14 protein-coding genes are annotated in these 13,753 nt (G+C 64.9%); 4 read left to right on the top strand and 10 right to left on the bottom strand.

The genetic code is table 11. The features are described 5' to 3' along the window. Position 1 precedes the first annotated feature (1 nt). The 4 genes from AC628_RS43260 to AC628_RS30605 all read right to left on the bottom strand — a co-directional run bounded on the left by AC628_RS43260 (position 2) and on the right by AC628_RS30605 (position 3,109). Positions 2 to 154 (bottom strand): hypothetical protein, encoded by a 153-nt coding sequence (locus tag AC628_RS43260; RefSeq protein WP_168193479.1) that lies wholly within the window; start codon positions 152 to 154, stop codon positions 2 to 4. 252 nt (positions 155 to 406) lie between these two features. Then, a complete protein-coding gene (locus tag AC628_RS30615) occupies positions 407 to 1,564 on the bottom strand; it encodes a CmpA/NrtA family ABC transporter substrate-binding protein (RefSeq protein ID WP_074130516.1) in 1,158 nt (385 codons plus the stop codon). Continuing rightward, complete coding sequence (locus AC628_RS30610) at positions 1,561 to 2,151, bottom strand: ANTAR domain-containing response regulator (protein ID WP_074130515.1); 591 nt, start codon at positions 2,149 to 2,151, stop codon at positions 1,561 to 1,563. The genes AC628_RS30615 and AC628_RS30610 overlap by 4 nt, the downstream gene beginning before the upstream one ends. A gap of 316 nt (positions 2,152 to 2,467) precedes the next feature. Continuing rightward, entirely contained in the window at positions 2,468 to 3,109 is a 642-nt protein-coding gene (locus AC628_RS30605) for a hypothetical protein (RefSeq protein WP_143201882.1), read from the bottom strand. Positions 3,110 to 3,365: 256 nt separating this feature from the next. On the opposite strand from AC628_RS30605, the gene rimO reads away from it, so the two are divergent. Then, positions 3,366 to 4,685, top strand: a complete 1,320-nt coding sequence (gene rimO, locus AC628_RS30600; RefSeq protein WP_074130513.1) for a 30S ribosomal protein S12 methylthiotransferase RimO — start codon at positions 3,366 to 3,368, stop codon at positions 4,683 to 4,685. Positions 4,686 to 4,923: 238 nt separating this feature from the next. Then, positions 4,924 to 6,120 (top strand): acetylornithine transaminase, encoded by a 1,197-nt coding sequence (locus AC628_RS30595; protein WP_074130512.1) that lies wholly within the window; start codon positions 4,924 to 4,926, stop codon positions 6,118 to 6,120. Positions 6,121 to 6,228: 108 nt separating this feature from the next. Here AC628_RS30595 and AC628_RS30590 read toward each other — a convergent pair whose 3' ends face one another. The 3 genes from AC628_RS30590 to pcsA all read right to left on the bottom strand — a co-directional run bounded on the left by AC628_RS30590 (position 6,229) and on the right by pcsA (position 8,737). Beyond that, positions 6,229 to 7,203 carry a quinone oxidoreductase family protein gene (locus AC628_RS30590; RefSeq protein WP_074130511.1) on the bottom strand — a complete coding sequence of 325 codons (975 nt, stop codon included), beginning with the start codon at positions 7,201 to 7,203 and terminating at the stop codon, positions 6,229 to 6,231. Positions 7,204 to 7,286: 83 nt separating this feature from the next. Continuing rightward, positions 7,287 to 8,012 carry a TerC family protein gene (locus AC628_RS30585; protein WP_074130510.1) on the bottom strand — a complete coding sequence of 242 codons (726 nt, stop codon included), beginning with the start codon at positions 8,010 to 8,012 and terminating at the stop codon, positions 7,287 to 7,289. Further along, positions 8,009 to 8,737 (bottom strand): phosphatidylcholine synthase, encoded by a 729-nt coding sequence (gene pcsA / locus AC628_RS30580; protein ID WP_074130509.1) that lies wholly within the window; start codon positions 8,735 to 8,737, stop codon positions 8,009 to 8,011. The genes AC628_RS30585 and pcsA overlap by 4 nt, the downstream gene beginning before the upstream one ends. 133 nt (positions 8,738 to 8,870) lie before the next feature. Between pcsA and AC628_RS30575 the strand changes: the two genes are divergently transcribed. Then, positions 8,871 to 10,055 carry a UbiH/UbiF family hydroxylase gene (locus AC628_RS30575; RefSeq protein ID WP_074130508.1) on the top strand — a complete coding sequence of 395 codons (1,185 nt, stop codon included), beginning with the start codon at positions 8,871 to 8,873 and terminating at the stop codon, positions 10,053 to 10,055. Between the two features lie 7 nt (positions 10,056 to 10,062). Here AC628_RS30575 and AC628_RS30570 read toward each other — a convergent pair whose 3' ends face one another. Further along, complete coding sequence (locus AC628_RS30570; RefSeq protein ID WP_074130507.1) at positions 10,063 to 11,016, bottom strand: AEC family transporter; 954 nt, start codon at positions 11,014 to 11,016, stop codon at positions 10,063 to 10,065. A gap of 122 nt (positions 11,017 to 11,138) precedes the next feature. Between AC628_RS30570 and hspQ the strand changes: the two genes are divergently transcribed. After that, positions 11,139 to 11,471 carry a heat shock protein HspQ gene (hspQ, locus tag AC628_RS30565; RefSeq protein WP_050406639.1) on the top strand — a complete coding sequence of 111 codons (333 nt, stop codon included), beginning with the start codon at positions 11,139 to 11,141 and terminating at the stop codon, positions 11,469 to 11,471. Between the two features lie 16 nt (positions 11,472 to 11,487). Here the strand turns inward: hspQ and AC628_RS30560 are convergent, their stop codons facing one another. Further along, entirely contained in the window at positions 11,488 to 12,774 is a 1,287-nt protein-coding gene (locus AC628_RS30560) for an MFS transporter (RefSeq protein WP_210190282.1), read from the bottom strand. A gap of 328 nt (positions 12,775 to 13,102) precedes the next feature. Beyond that, a partial coding sequence (locus AC628_RS30555) for an invasion associated locus B family protein (protein ID WP_074130506.1) occupies positions 13,103 to 13,753 on the bottom strand: 651 nt, incomplete at its 5' end.

Genomic DNA, 13,753 nt, shown 5'->3' with positions numbered 1-13,753 from the left:
CTCAGAACGGGTGGACGGACAGCGTGCCGAACACGATGGCCGCGATCACGGCAAAGGCGCTGTACAGCGCAGCAGTGTGAATTCCGGTCCCGGACTTCCTAGAAATTTGTCGCGCGTAAAAGTGCAGGCGGGCTTCCGCCGATAGCTCGCGCATGGTCGATCTCCAACGCCCCATTCTCGCTCATATGGAATAGCGTTCGCGCGGCAATTCAAGCGGGTGGCAAAAATAGCGACGTCGCCGCCTTCGGGAACCCGGTTCCGAGAGGAATATTCCTCCTCGAGCGCAGGCTCGAGAATCTTATTCGTTGCAATTCGAGGCGTCGGGAACCCGCGCCAGTCCCGCACCAACCGAAAATATCGAAAACAACCCCATGCAAAGGAGCCTGAGGTGGCCGCCGCGCCGCATTCAGGGCTTCCAGCGCCCGATCTTGAATGCAGCCAGATGGCCCGGAACATCGGCCGGATCGAACGGCGGACCGGCGAATGCGCCGATGGCGTTGGAGGCGCCTGCCGGGCGTCCGGATGCGGCATCGTAGAGATCGGGCCTGAACACCGCCATGGCCGCCTTCAGCGCCTCCGGCCGGTACGGCGTCTGGCCCCAGCGCACCATCTGGGCGTAGAGCCAGGCCGCCTGCCCGGGGTCCGGCCGCGCCGCCGCCTCGCGCCCGACCAGCAGATAGCGATTGCTTTCGCGCATGATGCCGTCGGGCGAAATCTTCAGCCGGCCGTCGAGCGTGCGCTGGATGACGCTGGCGTCGACGCCGAGCCGCTCGGGCTGCGCCAGCATCCGCGCGACCTCGGGCCGGTTCTCCGGTTGCTCGATGAACTCCGCAGCGCGCAGATGCGCGCGCACCAACGAGGCGACGACATCGGGATGCTTGTCCGACCAGCTCTGGCGCACCGCCAGTACCTTCTCCACCGCGCTGAGCAGGATGTCGGAGACGAAATGCAGGATGTGGCCGACGCCGAGATCGACCGCGATCGAGTTCCAGGGCGCGCCGACGCAGAACGCATCGACGTGGCCGCTGGCGAGACTGTCCACCATGTAGGGCGGCGGCAGCACCACGAGCTGGACGTCCTCGTCGGGATCGACGCCGCCGGCGGCCATCCAGAACCGCAATTGATAATTGTGGGTGGAGAACGGGAAGGTCATGCCGAAGGTCAGCGGCTCGGCGCCGCTCTTGCGCCGCTTCGCAACCACACGGGCCAGCGCCTGCGCGGTCGCCATCGGGTCGAAGCGGTCGCCGTCGATCTCCTGCATCAGCGCGGCATGCAGCGCCGGCGACACCGTGATGGCGTTGCCGTTGAGCCCGAGATTAAACGGCGCTGTGATCGGCACCTTGACGTGGCCAAGCCCGAGGCTGGAGGCGATCGCCACCGGCGCCAGCAGATGGGCCGCGTCGAACAGGCCGATATTGAGCTTGTCGCGGACGTTCGACCACGACACCTCGCGCACCAAAGTGACGTCGAGGCCTTCGGCTGCCGCAAATCCCTTGTCGACAGCGACGATCAGGGCGGCTGCGTCCACCAGCGGAATGAACCCGACGTGCAAGGGTGTGGTCATTTCAAGAGCTCCGACGCCGTCAGGATCGATTGCGCGATCTCCCCGATCTTCTTCTTCTCGCGCATCGCGGTCGAGCGCATCAGCACATAGGCCTCTTCCTCGGTCAGCCCCTTCACCTTCATCAAAATGCCCTTCGCGCGGTCGATCACCTTGCGCTCCTCCAGCGCGTGCTTGGTGCGGTCGAGCTCGTCCTGCAGCTTGGCGAAGGCATTGAAACGGGAGACGCAGAGATCGAGGATCGGCTTCATCCGCTCCTTCTTGAGGCCGTCGACGATGTAGGCAGAGACGCCCGCCTCCACCGAGGCCTGGATCGAGGCGGCGTCGCTCTGGTCGACGAACATCGCGATCGGCCGGCGCACGGCACGGCTGACCTGGAACATCTGTTCCAGCACGTCGCGGCTGGGATTCTCGAGGTCGATGACGATGATGTCGGGGTCGAGCGCATAGATCCGCGACAGCAGGCTCTGCATCTCGCTGATATGGACCACGTCCGTGTAGCCGGCTTCCCGCAGCCCCTCCTCCAGGATGGCCGCCCGGATCGGGCTCTCGTCGACAATGACGATCTTGGGAGACGATTCAGCGCTCATCGACGACTCTTCAGGCCCGGCAGGAACCATCCATATCACGCCGGGGCGGTGCGGAAAGGGTTGTAATTCTCGGCAATTGGGACTAGCTCGTGCCCATCAATCAGGCAGATCCGAACAATTCAGATCAGCTCCAGGCGACTACATGGAAAGAGCGCCCCATATCTCGTTCGTTAGTCTCGGCTGCCCCTGAGACAACGAACGTAAGCTTTCAAGTCGGCCACTCGGGCGCGGAGTTGAACCCCACGCGCTCATTCCCAACGTTGGCGGTCGTGACCCGAAGCTGTCGTCATCATGCGATGACTTGCCTCTGCGCCGGTCAGAAATAGGCGCGTATTGGGTGACCCCGTTCGCCCCAGAAAATGAACCAGCTCCCCGCGGAGCGCACAATATCGAGCTGCTCCGGCAACGGGAGAGGCTTGACTGATTTCACGAGGCCAAGACGTGAAAGAAAATTCTGGTGCGCGACGCGAGGCGATATCTCGGCTGCGTCTGCTGCGGCGAGCAGCGCTCGTCCATACTTGATCGCCGTCTCGGGAAACTTGTGTTCCCACGCCGCCTCCAGCAACTGCTTGTCGATCACGTTCCCACAGCTCTTCAGAAAGGCGCCACGAAAACTGGTCTCGTCGACGCCGTCGTACAAGCCACCATTAGAGTAGGTCGGCACGCCATCGCATTTCACGAGCCTTAGAACGTGATAGCCGTAGAATTCCTTTAGCGTGGCCGCTATCTCCTCGGGCGTTTGCGCCTTCCGTTCTTTGATGATCCACGCATCAGCGGCGGCATCAAACCCAACCCGCGGGGCACTGATACGCTCGTAACCGGGAACGCTGATCTCGTTGAAATGGGCGACCTCCATCTCTGATAGCTGATCGTCCGAGAACGCGCGCTCCAAGAGACGACGCCACTCCTTTTCGTGACCGGGCCTTGCGCACCCCTCTACAACGAGGTCGAGACCCATAAAGCCCTCCGCAGTTTGAACCCGACTAAACAGGGGGCCAGAGATAGCACAGCCGATGCTGTCGTTGAATGGCGGCTGCAATCTACGGGTGCTGATAACCAACCGCCTTCAGCGATGATTAGAGAGCATATTTTGTTGCTTCGCTGAGCTTTGACCGGAACCTTCGTGAAAACATGCATAGCGGTTGAATTTTTCTATCAGATCAATTAGTTGGATCACCAATCCGAACAATTCAGATCAGGCTCCAGGCGACCACATGGAAAGAGCGCCCCATATCTCGTTCGTTAGTCTCGGCTGCCCCAAGGCCCTGGTCGATTCCGAGCGTATCATCACCCGACTGCGCGCGGAGGGCTATGAGCTCGCGCGAAAGCATGACGGGGCCGACATCGTCATCGTCAACACCTGCGGCTTCCTCGACAGCGCCAAGCAGGAATCGCTGGCCGCGATCGGCGAGGCGATGGCCGAGAACGGCAAGGTCATCGTCACCGGCTGCATGGGCGCCGAGCCCGAGCAGATCGAGGCCGCCTATCCCGGCGTGCTCTCGATCACGGGCCCGCAGCAATATGAGAGCGTGCTGGACGCCGTGCACCGCGCATTGCCGCCGGCGCATAATCCCCACATCGACCTGGTGCCGCCGCAGGGCGTCAAGCTGACGCCGCGCCACTATGCTTATTTGAAGATTTCCGAGGGCTGCAACAACCGCTGCAGCTTCTGCATCATCCCGAAGCTGCGCGGCGACCTGGTGTCGCGGCCGGCCAATGACGTGCTGCGCGAGGCCGAGAGACTGGTGAAGGCCGGCGTCAAGGAATTGCTGGTCATCTCGCAGGACACCTCGGCTTATGGCGTCGACCTGAAATATGCCGAGAGCCCGTGGCAGGATCGCAGCGTGCGCGCGAAGTTCTTTGATCTGGCAAAAGAGCTCGGCGAGCTCGGCGCCTGGGTGCGGCTGCAGTATGTCTACCCCTACCCGCATGTCGATGAAGTCATCGGCCTGATGACCGAGGGCAAGGTGCTGCCCTATCTCGACATCCCGTTCCAGCATGCGAGCCCCGACGTGCTGCGCGCGATGAAGCGGCCGGCGGCGCAGGAGAAGACGCTGGCGCGGATCCAGAAGTGGCGCGAACAGTGCCCGGAGCTGACGCTGCGCTCGACCTTCATCGTCGGCTTCCCCGGCGAGACCGATGCCGATTTCGCCTATCTGCTCGACTGGCTCGATGAAGCCGGGATCGATCGCCTCGGTTGCTTCAAATACGAGCCGGTTGCCGGCGCCACGTCGAATGCGATTCCCAATGCGGTGCCCGACGAGGTCAAGCAGGAGCGCTGGAATGCGCTGATGGCGCGGCAGCAGAAAATTTCAGCGCGCCGCCTCAAGCGCAAGGTCGGCACCCGCCAGCAGGTGATCATCGACGAGGTCGGCCCGACGGTGGCGAAAGGCCGGTCCAAGGCCGACGCGCCTGAGATCGACGGCGCCGTCTACCTCACCAGCCGCCGCCCGCTGAAGGTCGGCGAGATCGTCACTGCGAAGATCGAGCGCGCCGACGAATACGACCTGCACGGCAGCGTCGCGGGATTCTGACCCTTGACACGATCTGGCGTTCGGCTGTATGGCCCTGCGCCATGAAGCTGAACCGGACCCACCGCCGCGCCACCAACCGTCGTCGCACCCGCGACGATGCTGGGCTGCGCCGTGTCCGACGCCATCGCTGATTAGCTGACATCAGCCAAGGTTTTCGAGAAGGCCGCGCCCGCAAAGCGCGGCCTTCTTGCTTTTCGGCCTGTCCCCAATCCCCACACCGACCCCAGAGGAGATCGATATGACCAACGCCGCCCATCCGTTCGACGCGCTGATGGACATCACCGCCCGCCCCGAGGTCGTGTTCGTGCGCGGCGCCGGCTCGTATCTGTGGGACGCCAATCGCAACCGCTATCTCGATTTCGTGCAGGGCTGGGCCGTCAATCCGCTCGGCCATTCGCCGGTGATCGTCGCCGACGCGCTGGCCGCGCAGGCCAGGCGGCTGCTGACGCCGAGCCCGGCCTTCTACAACGAGCAGAGCCTGAAACTGGCCAAGGCGCTGGTCGACAACAGCTGCTTCGATCAGGTGTTCTTCGCCAATTCCGGCGCCGAGGCGAATGAAGGCGCGATCAAGCTGGCGCGGAAATTCGGCGCCAAGTACAAGGGTGGCGCGCACGAGATCATCACCTTCGAAGGTGGCTTCCACGGCCGCACGCTCGCGACCATGTCGGCCTCGGGCAAGAAGGCATTCGAGCCGCTGTTCGAGCCGAAGGTCTCGGGTTTCCGCAAAGCCAGGCTGAACGACATCGAGTCGGTGCGGCAGCTGATCAATTCGTCGACTGTCGCGGTCATGCTGGAGCCGATCCAGGGTGAGGCCGGCGTCTGGCCTGCGAGTGATGCGTTCCTCAGAGAGTTGCGGGCGCTGACCCAGCAGCGCGGCCTGCTGCTGATCGTCGACGAGATCCAGACCGGCATGGGCCGGACCGGAAAGCTGTTCGGCTATGAGCATGCCGGGATCGCGCCCGACATCATGACGCTCGGCAAGGGCATCGGCGGCGGCGTGCCGCTCGCGGCGCTGCTCGCGACCGAGCATGCCTCCTGCTTCGATCACGGCGATCAGGGCGGCACCTTCAACGGCAATCCGCTGATGTGCGCCGCCGGGCTTGTCGTGCTCGATCAGATCGGCCAGCCCGATTTCCTGAAATCGGTCACCGACACCGGGCTGCTGCTCGAGCGCGAATTGCAGCGGCTGTCGGCGCGGCATGGGCTCGGCGAGATCAGGGGTCGCGGCCTCCTGCTCGCGCTCGACCTCAAGATGCCGATCGGCGCGGCCGTCGTCGCCGAGGCGTTCGCGGCCGGCGTGCTGGTCAACTCGCCGCAGCCGGACACGCTGCGCTTCATGCCGGCGCTCAATGTCACGCGGGAGGAGATTTCCTCGATGATTGACTGTCTGGATACCGTGCTGACGAAGGTCGGCGCGGCACGGCGGGTGGCGTAAGCACCACCACGTTCGTCATTGCGAGGAGCGCAAGCGACGAAGCAATCCATCGATCCGCATGTGCGGAGACAATGGATTGCTTCGCTTCGCTCGCAATGACGGCGAGACTTACGGCCGGAGAATCGCCGCGCCGGTGGTCGCCCGGCTCTCCAGGTCGATATGCGCCTTCGCCGCATCCTTCAGCGCATAGGCGTGGTTGATCGGCACGTGCAGCTTGCCGTTGATCACGGCGGCGAACAGCGTGTCGGCGCCCTCGAGCAATTCCTTGCGGGTGCCGACATAGTCGTTGAGCTTGGGCCGCGTCGCGAACAGCGAACCGTGGTTGTTGAGTTCGGCGAGCGGGAACGGCGGCACCGGACCTGAGGCGTTGCCGAACGAGACGAACAGGCCGCGCGGCCGCAAGCACGATAGTGATCCCGGGAACGTGGTCTTGCCGACGCCGTCATAGACCACGTCGCAGAGCTCGCCGCGGCTGATCTGCTTCACGCGTTCGACGAAGTTTTCCTCGTTGTAGAGGATGACGTGGTCGCAGCCATTGGCGAGCGCGAGATCGGCCTTCGCCTTGGAGCCGACGGTGCCGATGACATGCGCGCCGAGCGCCCGCGCCCACTGGCAGGCCAGCAGCCCGATGCCGCCGGCCGCAGCGTGGATCAGCACCCGATGGCCCTGCTCGACCTTGAAGGTCTTGTGCAGGAGGTACCAGACCGTGAGCCCCTTGAGCATCAGCACGGCGCCCTGCTCGTAGGTGATGTGGTCGGGCAGCTTGACCAGCTTGTCGGCCGGGATGACGCGCTCGGAGGCGTAGCCGCCGAGGTTGTAGTAATAGGCGACGCGATCGCCGGGATGGAAGTTGGTCACCCCCGGCCCCACGGCCAGGACCTCGCCCGCGGCCTCGTTGCCGGCGACGAACGGCAGGCCGGGCGCCTTGTAAAGGCCGGTGCGGAAATAGACGTCGATGAAGTTCAGCCCGACCGCGTGCTGGCGGATGCGCACCTCGCCGTTCCCGGGCGGGCCCACCTCGACGTCCTCATAGGTCAGGACTTCCGGGCCCCCAACCTTGTGCACGCGCACAGCCTTGGTCATGTCATCGCTCCCCTCGGAAAACCAGCATCAAGCGAGCGAATGCCATCGGGCCCGCCTTGTCAACCAAGCAGCCTGGAACTGGCCTAGCCCGCCACCTTCCTGCGGTTGCGCTTGGCCAGGACGTTGAATGCTTCGACGGCCGCCGAGAACGCGATCGCGAAATAGATGTAGCCGCGCGGGATGTGGAATTTGAAGCCGTCGGCGACCAGCGCCACGCCGATCAGCACCAGGAAGGCCAGCGCCAGCATCTTGGTGGTCGGATGCTCCGCCACGAACCGCGCCACCGGTCCGGACGAGAGGTACATGATCGCAGAGGCGATCACGACCGCCGCGATCATGATCTCGATGTCCTGCGCCATGCCGATCGCGGTGATGATCGAATCCAGCGAGAACACCAGGTCGATGATGATGATCTGCACGATCACCCAGAAGAATGCACTGGCGCTCGGCTTGTCGTCGGCCTCCGCCTCGCGCGCCTCGACCTCGCCGTGAATCTCGTGGGTTGCCTTGGCAATCAGGAACAGGCCGCCGCCGATCAGGATGATGTCGCGCCAGGACAGCGCGACGCTCGTGATGATGATCACCGGCTGGGTCAGTCCGATCAGCCAGACCAGGACGCTCAGCAGGATGATGCGGAACACCAGCGCCAGCAGCAGGCCGATCTGCCGCGCGCGGTTGGCCTGCGCCGGTGGAATCCGCGACACGATCACCGAGAGGAAGATCACGTTGTCGATGCCGAGCACGATCTCGAGCGCAGTCAGGGTCAACAGCGCAGCCCAGGCTTCCGGGCTGGTGATCAATTGCATCATGCTCTGAAGGCTTTCATCCGGCGGATCAAGGTGTCGCTGCCGACGATGTAGACCGCGATGGCGCAGAGACCGAACGTGATCGGAGCTCCGACAATGAAGTCGTTGGCGAGCGTGTACATGCCGAGCAGCGCCCAGGCGCCGAGCAGCCACAGCGTCAGCCAGCGCAGCCGCACCACCCGGAACGGGTGCAGCACGTGGAACGGCGCGAAGGTCAGCACGATCAGGAGCGCGACCACGATCGTCGACAGCACGGGCGGCAGATGCAGCAGGAACAAATAGAACGCCGCCGCATTCCACAGCGCCGGGAAGCCGCGGAAATGGTTGTCGTCGGCCTTCATGCGGCGATCGGCGAAATACAGCGCGCTGGAGACCACGATGCCGATGCCGAGGATCGGCGCGGCCAGCGGCAGCAGCATGCCGCTCGCGGTGATCGCATAGGCCGGCACGAACACATAGGTGACGAAATCAACCACCAGGTCGAGCACCTCGCCCGACCAGTTCGGCTGCAGCCGCACCACGTCGAGCCGGCGCGCCAGCGGACCGTCGATCCCGTCGATGATCAGCGCGACCCCGAGCCAGGCGAACATGTTGGCCCAGTGCTCGCGCACGGCCTCCAGCATCGCCAGCAGCGCGACCCCGGCGCCCAGTGCCGTGAAAATGTGAACGGAGAATGCGGCGGTCCGCATCCGTTCTGGCAACGCATCCGGCTGGCTCGAGTGCTCCATCGGCCGAAGTGCTATCAGGAATCGGCCACCTTTGCATATGCAGTCTTGCGGCGTTCCGCCGCGCAAAGCGTTGGAAACTCTTGGTGGTTACCGATGGCTTGAAAATCGGGCCAGGCATGTCAAATGTCCTGATATGACCGACAGCTCGCAGGATTATGACGTTATCGTAATAGGCGGCGGCCCGGCCGGATTGACGGCTGCGATTGCCCTCGCCGATGCCGGCGCCCGGACCGCGCTCCTGGCGCGCCGCGTGCCCTATGCCGACAACCGCACCACCGCGCTGCTCGGCGCCTCGACCGACATCCTGGAGCGGCTCGACGTCTGGCGGCGCTGCAGCGACAAGGCGGCCGCGCTCAAGACCATGCGCCTCGTCGACGACACCGGCCGCCTGATCCGCGCACCGGAGGTGCGGTTCAATTCCGACGAGATCGGCCGCGAGCAGTTCGGCTTCAACATCGACAATCGCTCGCTGGTCGCAGCGCTCGAGGACCGCGCCGGCGAGCTGGCCGCGCTGACGCGCTTCGACGACGAGGCCGCCTCGGTGCAGCCGGATGATGCAGGGGTCACCGTGGTGACGCGGCAGGGCCAGTCACTGCGCGCCCGGCTCGTGGTCGGCGCCGACGGGCGTAATTCATTGTCGCGCGAGGCCGCCGGCATCGAGGTGACGAGCCGCGCGCTCGGGCAGTCCGCCCTCACCTTCAACATCACCCACAGCCGGCCACACCAGAACATCTCGACCGAATTTCATACCGAGCACGGCCCCTGCGTGTTCGTGCCGCTCGCCGGCAACCGCAGCAGCGTGGTCTGGGTCTCGGCGCCCAAGGAGGCCGAGCGGCTCAAGGCGCTCAGCGACGAGGAATTGTCCGTCGCGGCGGAGCGCCAGTCGCATTCGATTCTCGGCCGCGTCGAGGTCCAAGGCGGCCGTCACGTGTTTCCGCTCGCCATCGAGCGCCCCCGGCAATTCGCCAGGGACCGGATCGCGCTGGTCGGGGAATCCGCCCATGTGCTGCCGCCGATCGGCGCGCAGGGCCTCAACATGGGGCTGCGCGATGCCGCCGATATCGCCGAGATCACGGGACAGGCGATCGGCCGTGGCGAGGATCCCGGCGCACCAAACGTGTTGTCGCGCTACGAGGCGGCGCGGCGACCCGATGTGGCCAGCCGGACCTGGGCGATCGACATCGCCAACCGCTCGCTGCTGAGCGATTTCCTCGGCGTGCAGACTGCGCGCGCCGCCGGCCTGCATCTGCTCGGCGCCTTCGGCCCGCTGCGGCGGCTCGCGATGCGCGAGGGCCTCGCACCGTCATGGCGGCGGTGATTTCCTCTTAAGGAAATACCAGCCGTCCGCTCTGGATGAACCACATCACGCTGGTCAGCGTGATCACTGAGGCGAAGGTGCCGATCAAGACCGCAACCGACGCCGGCTCGATCCACGTGTCGTTCTGCCGTGCAATCACGAACACGTTGAGCGCCGGCGGCAGCGAGGCCATCAGCACCGCGGTCGCCGCCCAGGGCTGCGCGAATGGGCCGAACAGCAGCATCAGTCCGAATGCCAGGAGCGGATGGATCAGGAGCTTGATCGCGACCACGCCCGGCACCTCCCATGGCACCCGCTCGAACGGCCGCAACGCCACGGTGACGCCGAGCGCGAACAGCGCCATGGGTGCTGCGGCGTTCTGCAGGAACTGGATGGTGCGGTCGAGCGCGACCGGAATCGGGATGTGAAACGCGGCGACCAGCGCGCCGAACACGGCCGACATGATCAGCGGGTTCTGCACGATCTGGCGCAGCACCACGCCGAACGCGTGCAGCAGCGAGGGATGGTCGCGGTCGGTGAGCTCGATCAGGAGCGGCACGATCGAGAACAGGAAGATGCTGTCGCAGCAGAAGATCAGCGCGGTCGGCGCCGCCGCCTTGGCGCCGAGCACGGCGAGCGCGAGGCCCGGGCCCATATAGCCGATGTTGCCGTAGGCGCCGGACAGGCCGGCGAGCGTTGCCTCGCGCAATGAGAGGCGCCCCATCAGCTTGCCTGCGACCATCGCCAGGAAGAACGCGATCACGGTTCCGAGCGTGGTCGCGATCAGGAATGGCGGGTTGTTCAGCTCCGCGAACGGCGTCTTGGACATGATCCCGAACAGCAGCGCCGGCAACGAAACGTAAAGCAGGAAGAAATTCATCCAGGCGAGCCCGCTCTCGGGCAAACCCTTGGCTTTTCCGCACGCATAGCCGATGAAGATCAAGCCGAAATACGGCAACGCCAGATTGAGGATATCGATCATTCTGAAAGTAGTTTCTCGGCCGGATTTCGGGTCGTTTTCGCAGGGCTGGAATCGGTAAACCGGGGGGTTAATTAGCCGCCTTGCCCCTAGCATCGGCCACAATGTTGGTCTATCGACGAACCATGATCAAAGCGCGCACCGCCAAGTTTCAGATCGGGCAGATCGTCCGTCACCGGGTGTTCTCCTTCCGGGGCGTGATTTTTGATATCGACCCGGAGTTCAACAACACCGAGGAATGGTGGCTGTCGATCCCCGAGGACATGCGCCCCCACAAGGACCAGCCGTTCTATCACCTGCTCGCGGAAAACTCGGAGACCGAGTACGTCGCCTATGTCTCGGAGCAGAACCTGTTGCCCGATGATTCCGGCGAACCGATCCGGCACTCGCAGGTCGCGGAGATCTTCATCAAGGACAAGTCGGGCGGCTACCGTCCGCGCAATCCGTCGCTGAACTGACATTTGGCGCGGGCGCTCACACGCCCTCGCGCCTGGCCAACACCACCGCAATCGCCCAGACCACAAGACCCGCCAGCGCCAGTCCAGCGCCGACGAGCCCGGTCGACGTCCAGCCATAGCCGGCCGCGACCGCCATGCCGCCGAGCCACGGCCCCAGCGCATTGGCCACGTTGAATGCGGAATGGTTGAGCGCTGCAGCCAGGCTCTGCGCCTCGCCCGCGACATCCATCAGGCGGGTCTGCAACACCGTGGCGAGCGCTCCGCCGAGTCCGATCAGGAACACGTCGGCGCTCAGCGTCCAGAAATTCGTGGCCGCCAGCGGATACAGCGCCAGCGTGGCTGCCGACCACAGCAACAGCCCGCCCGCAGTCGCCATCAGCGCGCGGTCGGCAAAGCGCGGCACGATGATGTTACCGGCGGTGAGGCCGGCCCCGAACACGCATAGCGTGACCGGCACCAGGGCCGGCGAGGTGTGCGTCACCGCCAGCATGGTCGATGCGAGATAGGTGTAGACCGAGAACAGCCCGCCGAAGCCGATCGCGCCGATCGCCAGCGTCAGCCAGACATGCTTGCGGCCGAGCGCCGACAATTCACGCAGCGGGCTCGCATTGCTGTTGGCGACGTCCCGCGGCGCGAAGATCAGCACCAGGATAGCGGTGAGCAGCGCGAGGCCCGCGACGATCGCAAAGGCCCAGCGCCAGCCGATCGCCTGCCCCACCCCGTTGGCGAGCGGCACGCCGATCGTCGTCGCAACGGTGAGGCCGAGCAGGACGCGGCCGACCGCCGCGGTGCGCTTGTCCATTGGCACCAGCGAGGCCGCGACCAGCATGGCGATGCCGAAATAGGCGCCATGCGGCAGCCCGGCGAGGAAGCGCAGCGCCAGCATGGTGCGATAGTCGGGCGCCAGTCCCGAGAGGCCGTTCATCAGCGCGAAGAAGCCCATCAACGCGATCAGCAGATTCCGCCGCGTCATGCGCGCCGACAGCACGGCGATGACGGGCGCACCCACCACGACGCCGAGCGCGTAGGCGCTGATGGCGTGGCCGGCCTGGGGCTCGCTGACATGCAGGTCGTGGGCGAAGAACGGCAGCAGGCTCATGGTCGCGAATTCGGCGATGCCGATCGCAAAGCCGCCCATCGCCAGCGCGAGATGGACGATGCCCGGATGAAAGGCGCCGGGGACGTTGTCCTGGTTGACGCGGCCGCCCGCATCAGCCGAAGGACGACCGGCCGGCTGCTGCAAATCCTCGTTCCTGGGCCGGGGGAGCGGTTCCCGCCGCTGCGTGTTGACTTGCTGCGACATTCGGCGACTTCCATGACAGCGAACGGCGGCCAGGGTCCGCAGGAGAACCACGCGCGCATTTGCGCATCGAAGGCGCGCATTCCGCGCGTTCGTCTGGCCTCCCGGTTCGGATTTATGATTGTGCTTCGGCGCCGGACTTTATCCGGACAAGGAAACGACGATGCGGCTTGGGGCGATCATGTGCCCTGACAAACCATCGCACACGATGTGCACGATCACCAGCGCGGCACGCTGCCACCAGCCAGTCCGTATCGCATGACAAAAAAGGCGCCCGTCCGGGCGCCTTTTGATTTGCGATGATCTCGCGATGTCGTGAACGCTTGAACGCTTACTTGGCCGCCGGGTTGGCCGGAGCCGGCGTCGCACCAGCACCAGCAGCGCCCGCGCCTTCCAGCTTCTTGCGCTGCTCTTCGGCGCGCTTCTGCAACTCTTCCTGCAGCTTCTTCGAGTTTTCCTCGAACACCTTCGGATCGGTCGGCGGGCCGTCGAAGGCCTTGGCGAATTCGGTGTTGAGCGGCAGCGGCAGCGTCAGCGGCGCGCCGTTCGAATTGATCGCCTGGACCACGAGGTTCTGGCCCTTCTTCATGTTGGCGATCAGCTCGGGGGTTGCTTCATAGTCGGACATGCAGCCGTTCTGGAAGCAGATCACATAGGGCGCCTGCTGCGGCGGGTTGTTGTCGACGATGATGCGGGTGCCGTGCACGAGCTGCATGCCGAGCGGCAGCGTGACGCGCAGGATCTTCTTCGGCTCGCCTTCGGGCTCGATGATCACGGCGGCGATGACAGGCTGGCCGGACTCGATGCGGCCGTCCTTGCCGGTGAAGCAAACCTGCTTGGCGTTGGCTTCCTGACCCTTCAGGCAGAACTTGGTCCAGGGGGCGTAGATGAGCTGGATCTGCTGATCCTGGGGCGGCTGCTGGGCAGCCGCGGCCGGCGCCTGACCTGCGGCCGGCGCTTGGGCGGCGGGTGCCTGGGCCGG

The organism is Bradyrhizobium sp. NAS96.2 (assembly GCF_001908235.1).
In the GTDB taxonomy this organism is placed as follows: Bacteria; Pseudomonadota; Alphaproteobacteria; order Rhizobiales; family Xanthobacteraceae; genus Bradyrhizobium.
The sequence above is the reverse complement of the archived record's forward strand: the minus strand, read 5'-3'. Positions and strand labels throughout refer to the sequence as shown.

Bases quoted from the DNA above. Each gene is read 5' to 3' on its own strand.
- AC628_RS43260 (WP_168193479.1), bottom strand. From the start codon at position 154: ATGCGCGAGCTATCGGCGGAAGCCCGCCTGCACTTTTACGCGCGACAA.
- AC628_RS30615 (WP_074130516.1), bottom strand. From the start codon at position 1,564: ATGACCACACCCTTGCACGTCGGGTTCATTCCGCTGGTGGACGCAGCC.
- AC628_RS30610 (WP_074130515.1), bottom strand. From the start codon at position 2,151: ATGAGCGCTGAATCGTCTCCCAAGATCGTCATTGTCGACGAGAGCCCG.
- AC628_RS30605 (WP_143201882.1), bottom strand. From the start codon at position 3,109: ATGGGTCTCGACCTCGTTGTAGAGGGGTGCGCAAGGCCCGGTCACGAA.
- rimO (WP_074130513.1), top strand. From the start codon at position 3,366: ATGGAAAGAGCGCCCCATATCTCGTTCGTTAGTCTCGGCTGCCCCAAG.
- AC628_RS30595 (WP_074130512.1), top strand. From the start codon at position 4,924: ATGACCAACGCCGCCCATCCGTTCGACGCGCTGATGGACATCACCGCC.
- AC628_RS30590 (WP_074130511.1), bottom strand. From the start codon at position 7,203: ATGACCAAGGCTGTGCGCGTGCACAAGGTTGGGGGCCCGGAAGTCCTG.
- AC628_RS30585 (WP_074130510.1), bottom strand. From the start codon at position 8,012: ATGATGCAATTGATCACCAGCCCGGAAGCCTGGGCTGCGCTGTTGACC.
- pcsA (WP_074130509.1), bottom strand. From the start codon at position 8,737: ATGGAGCACTCGAGCCAGCCGGATGCGTTGCCAGAACGGATGCGGACC.
- AC628_RS30575 (WP_074130508.1), top strand. From the start codon at position 8,871: ATGACCGACAGCTCGCAGGATTATGACGTTATCGTAATAGGCGGCGGC.
- AC628_RS30570 (WP_074130507.1), bottom strand. From the start codon at position 11,016: ATGATCGATATCCTCAATCTGGCGTTGCCGTATTTCGGCTTGATCTTC.
- hspQ (WP_050406639.1), top strand. From the start codon at position 11,139: ATGATCAAAGCGCGCACCGCCAAGTTTCAGATCGGGCAGATCGTCCGT.
- AC628_RS30560 (WP_210190282.1), bottom strand. From the start codon at position 12,774: ATGTCGCAGCAAGTCAACACGCAGCGGCGGGAACCGCTCCCCCGGCCC.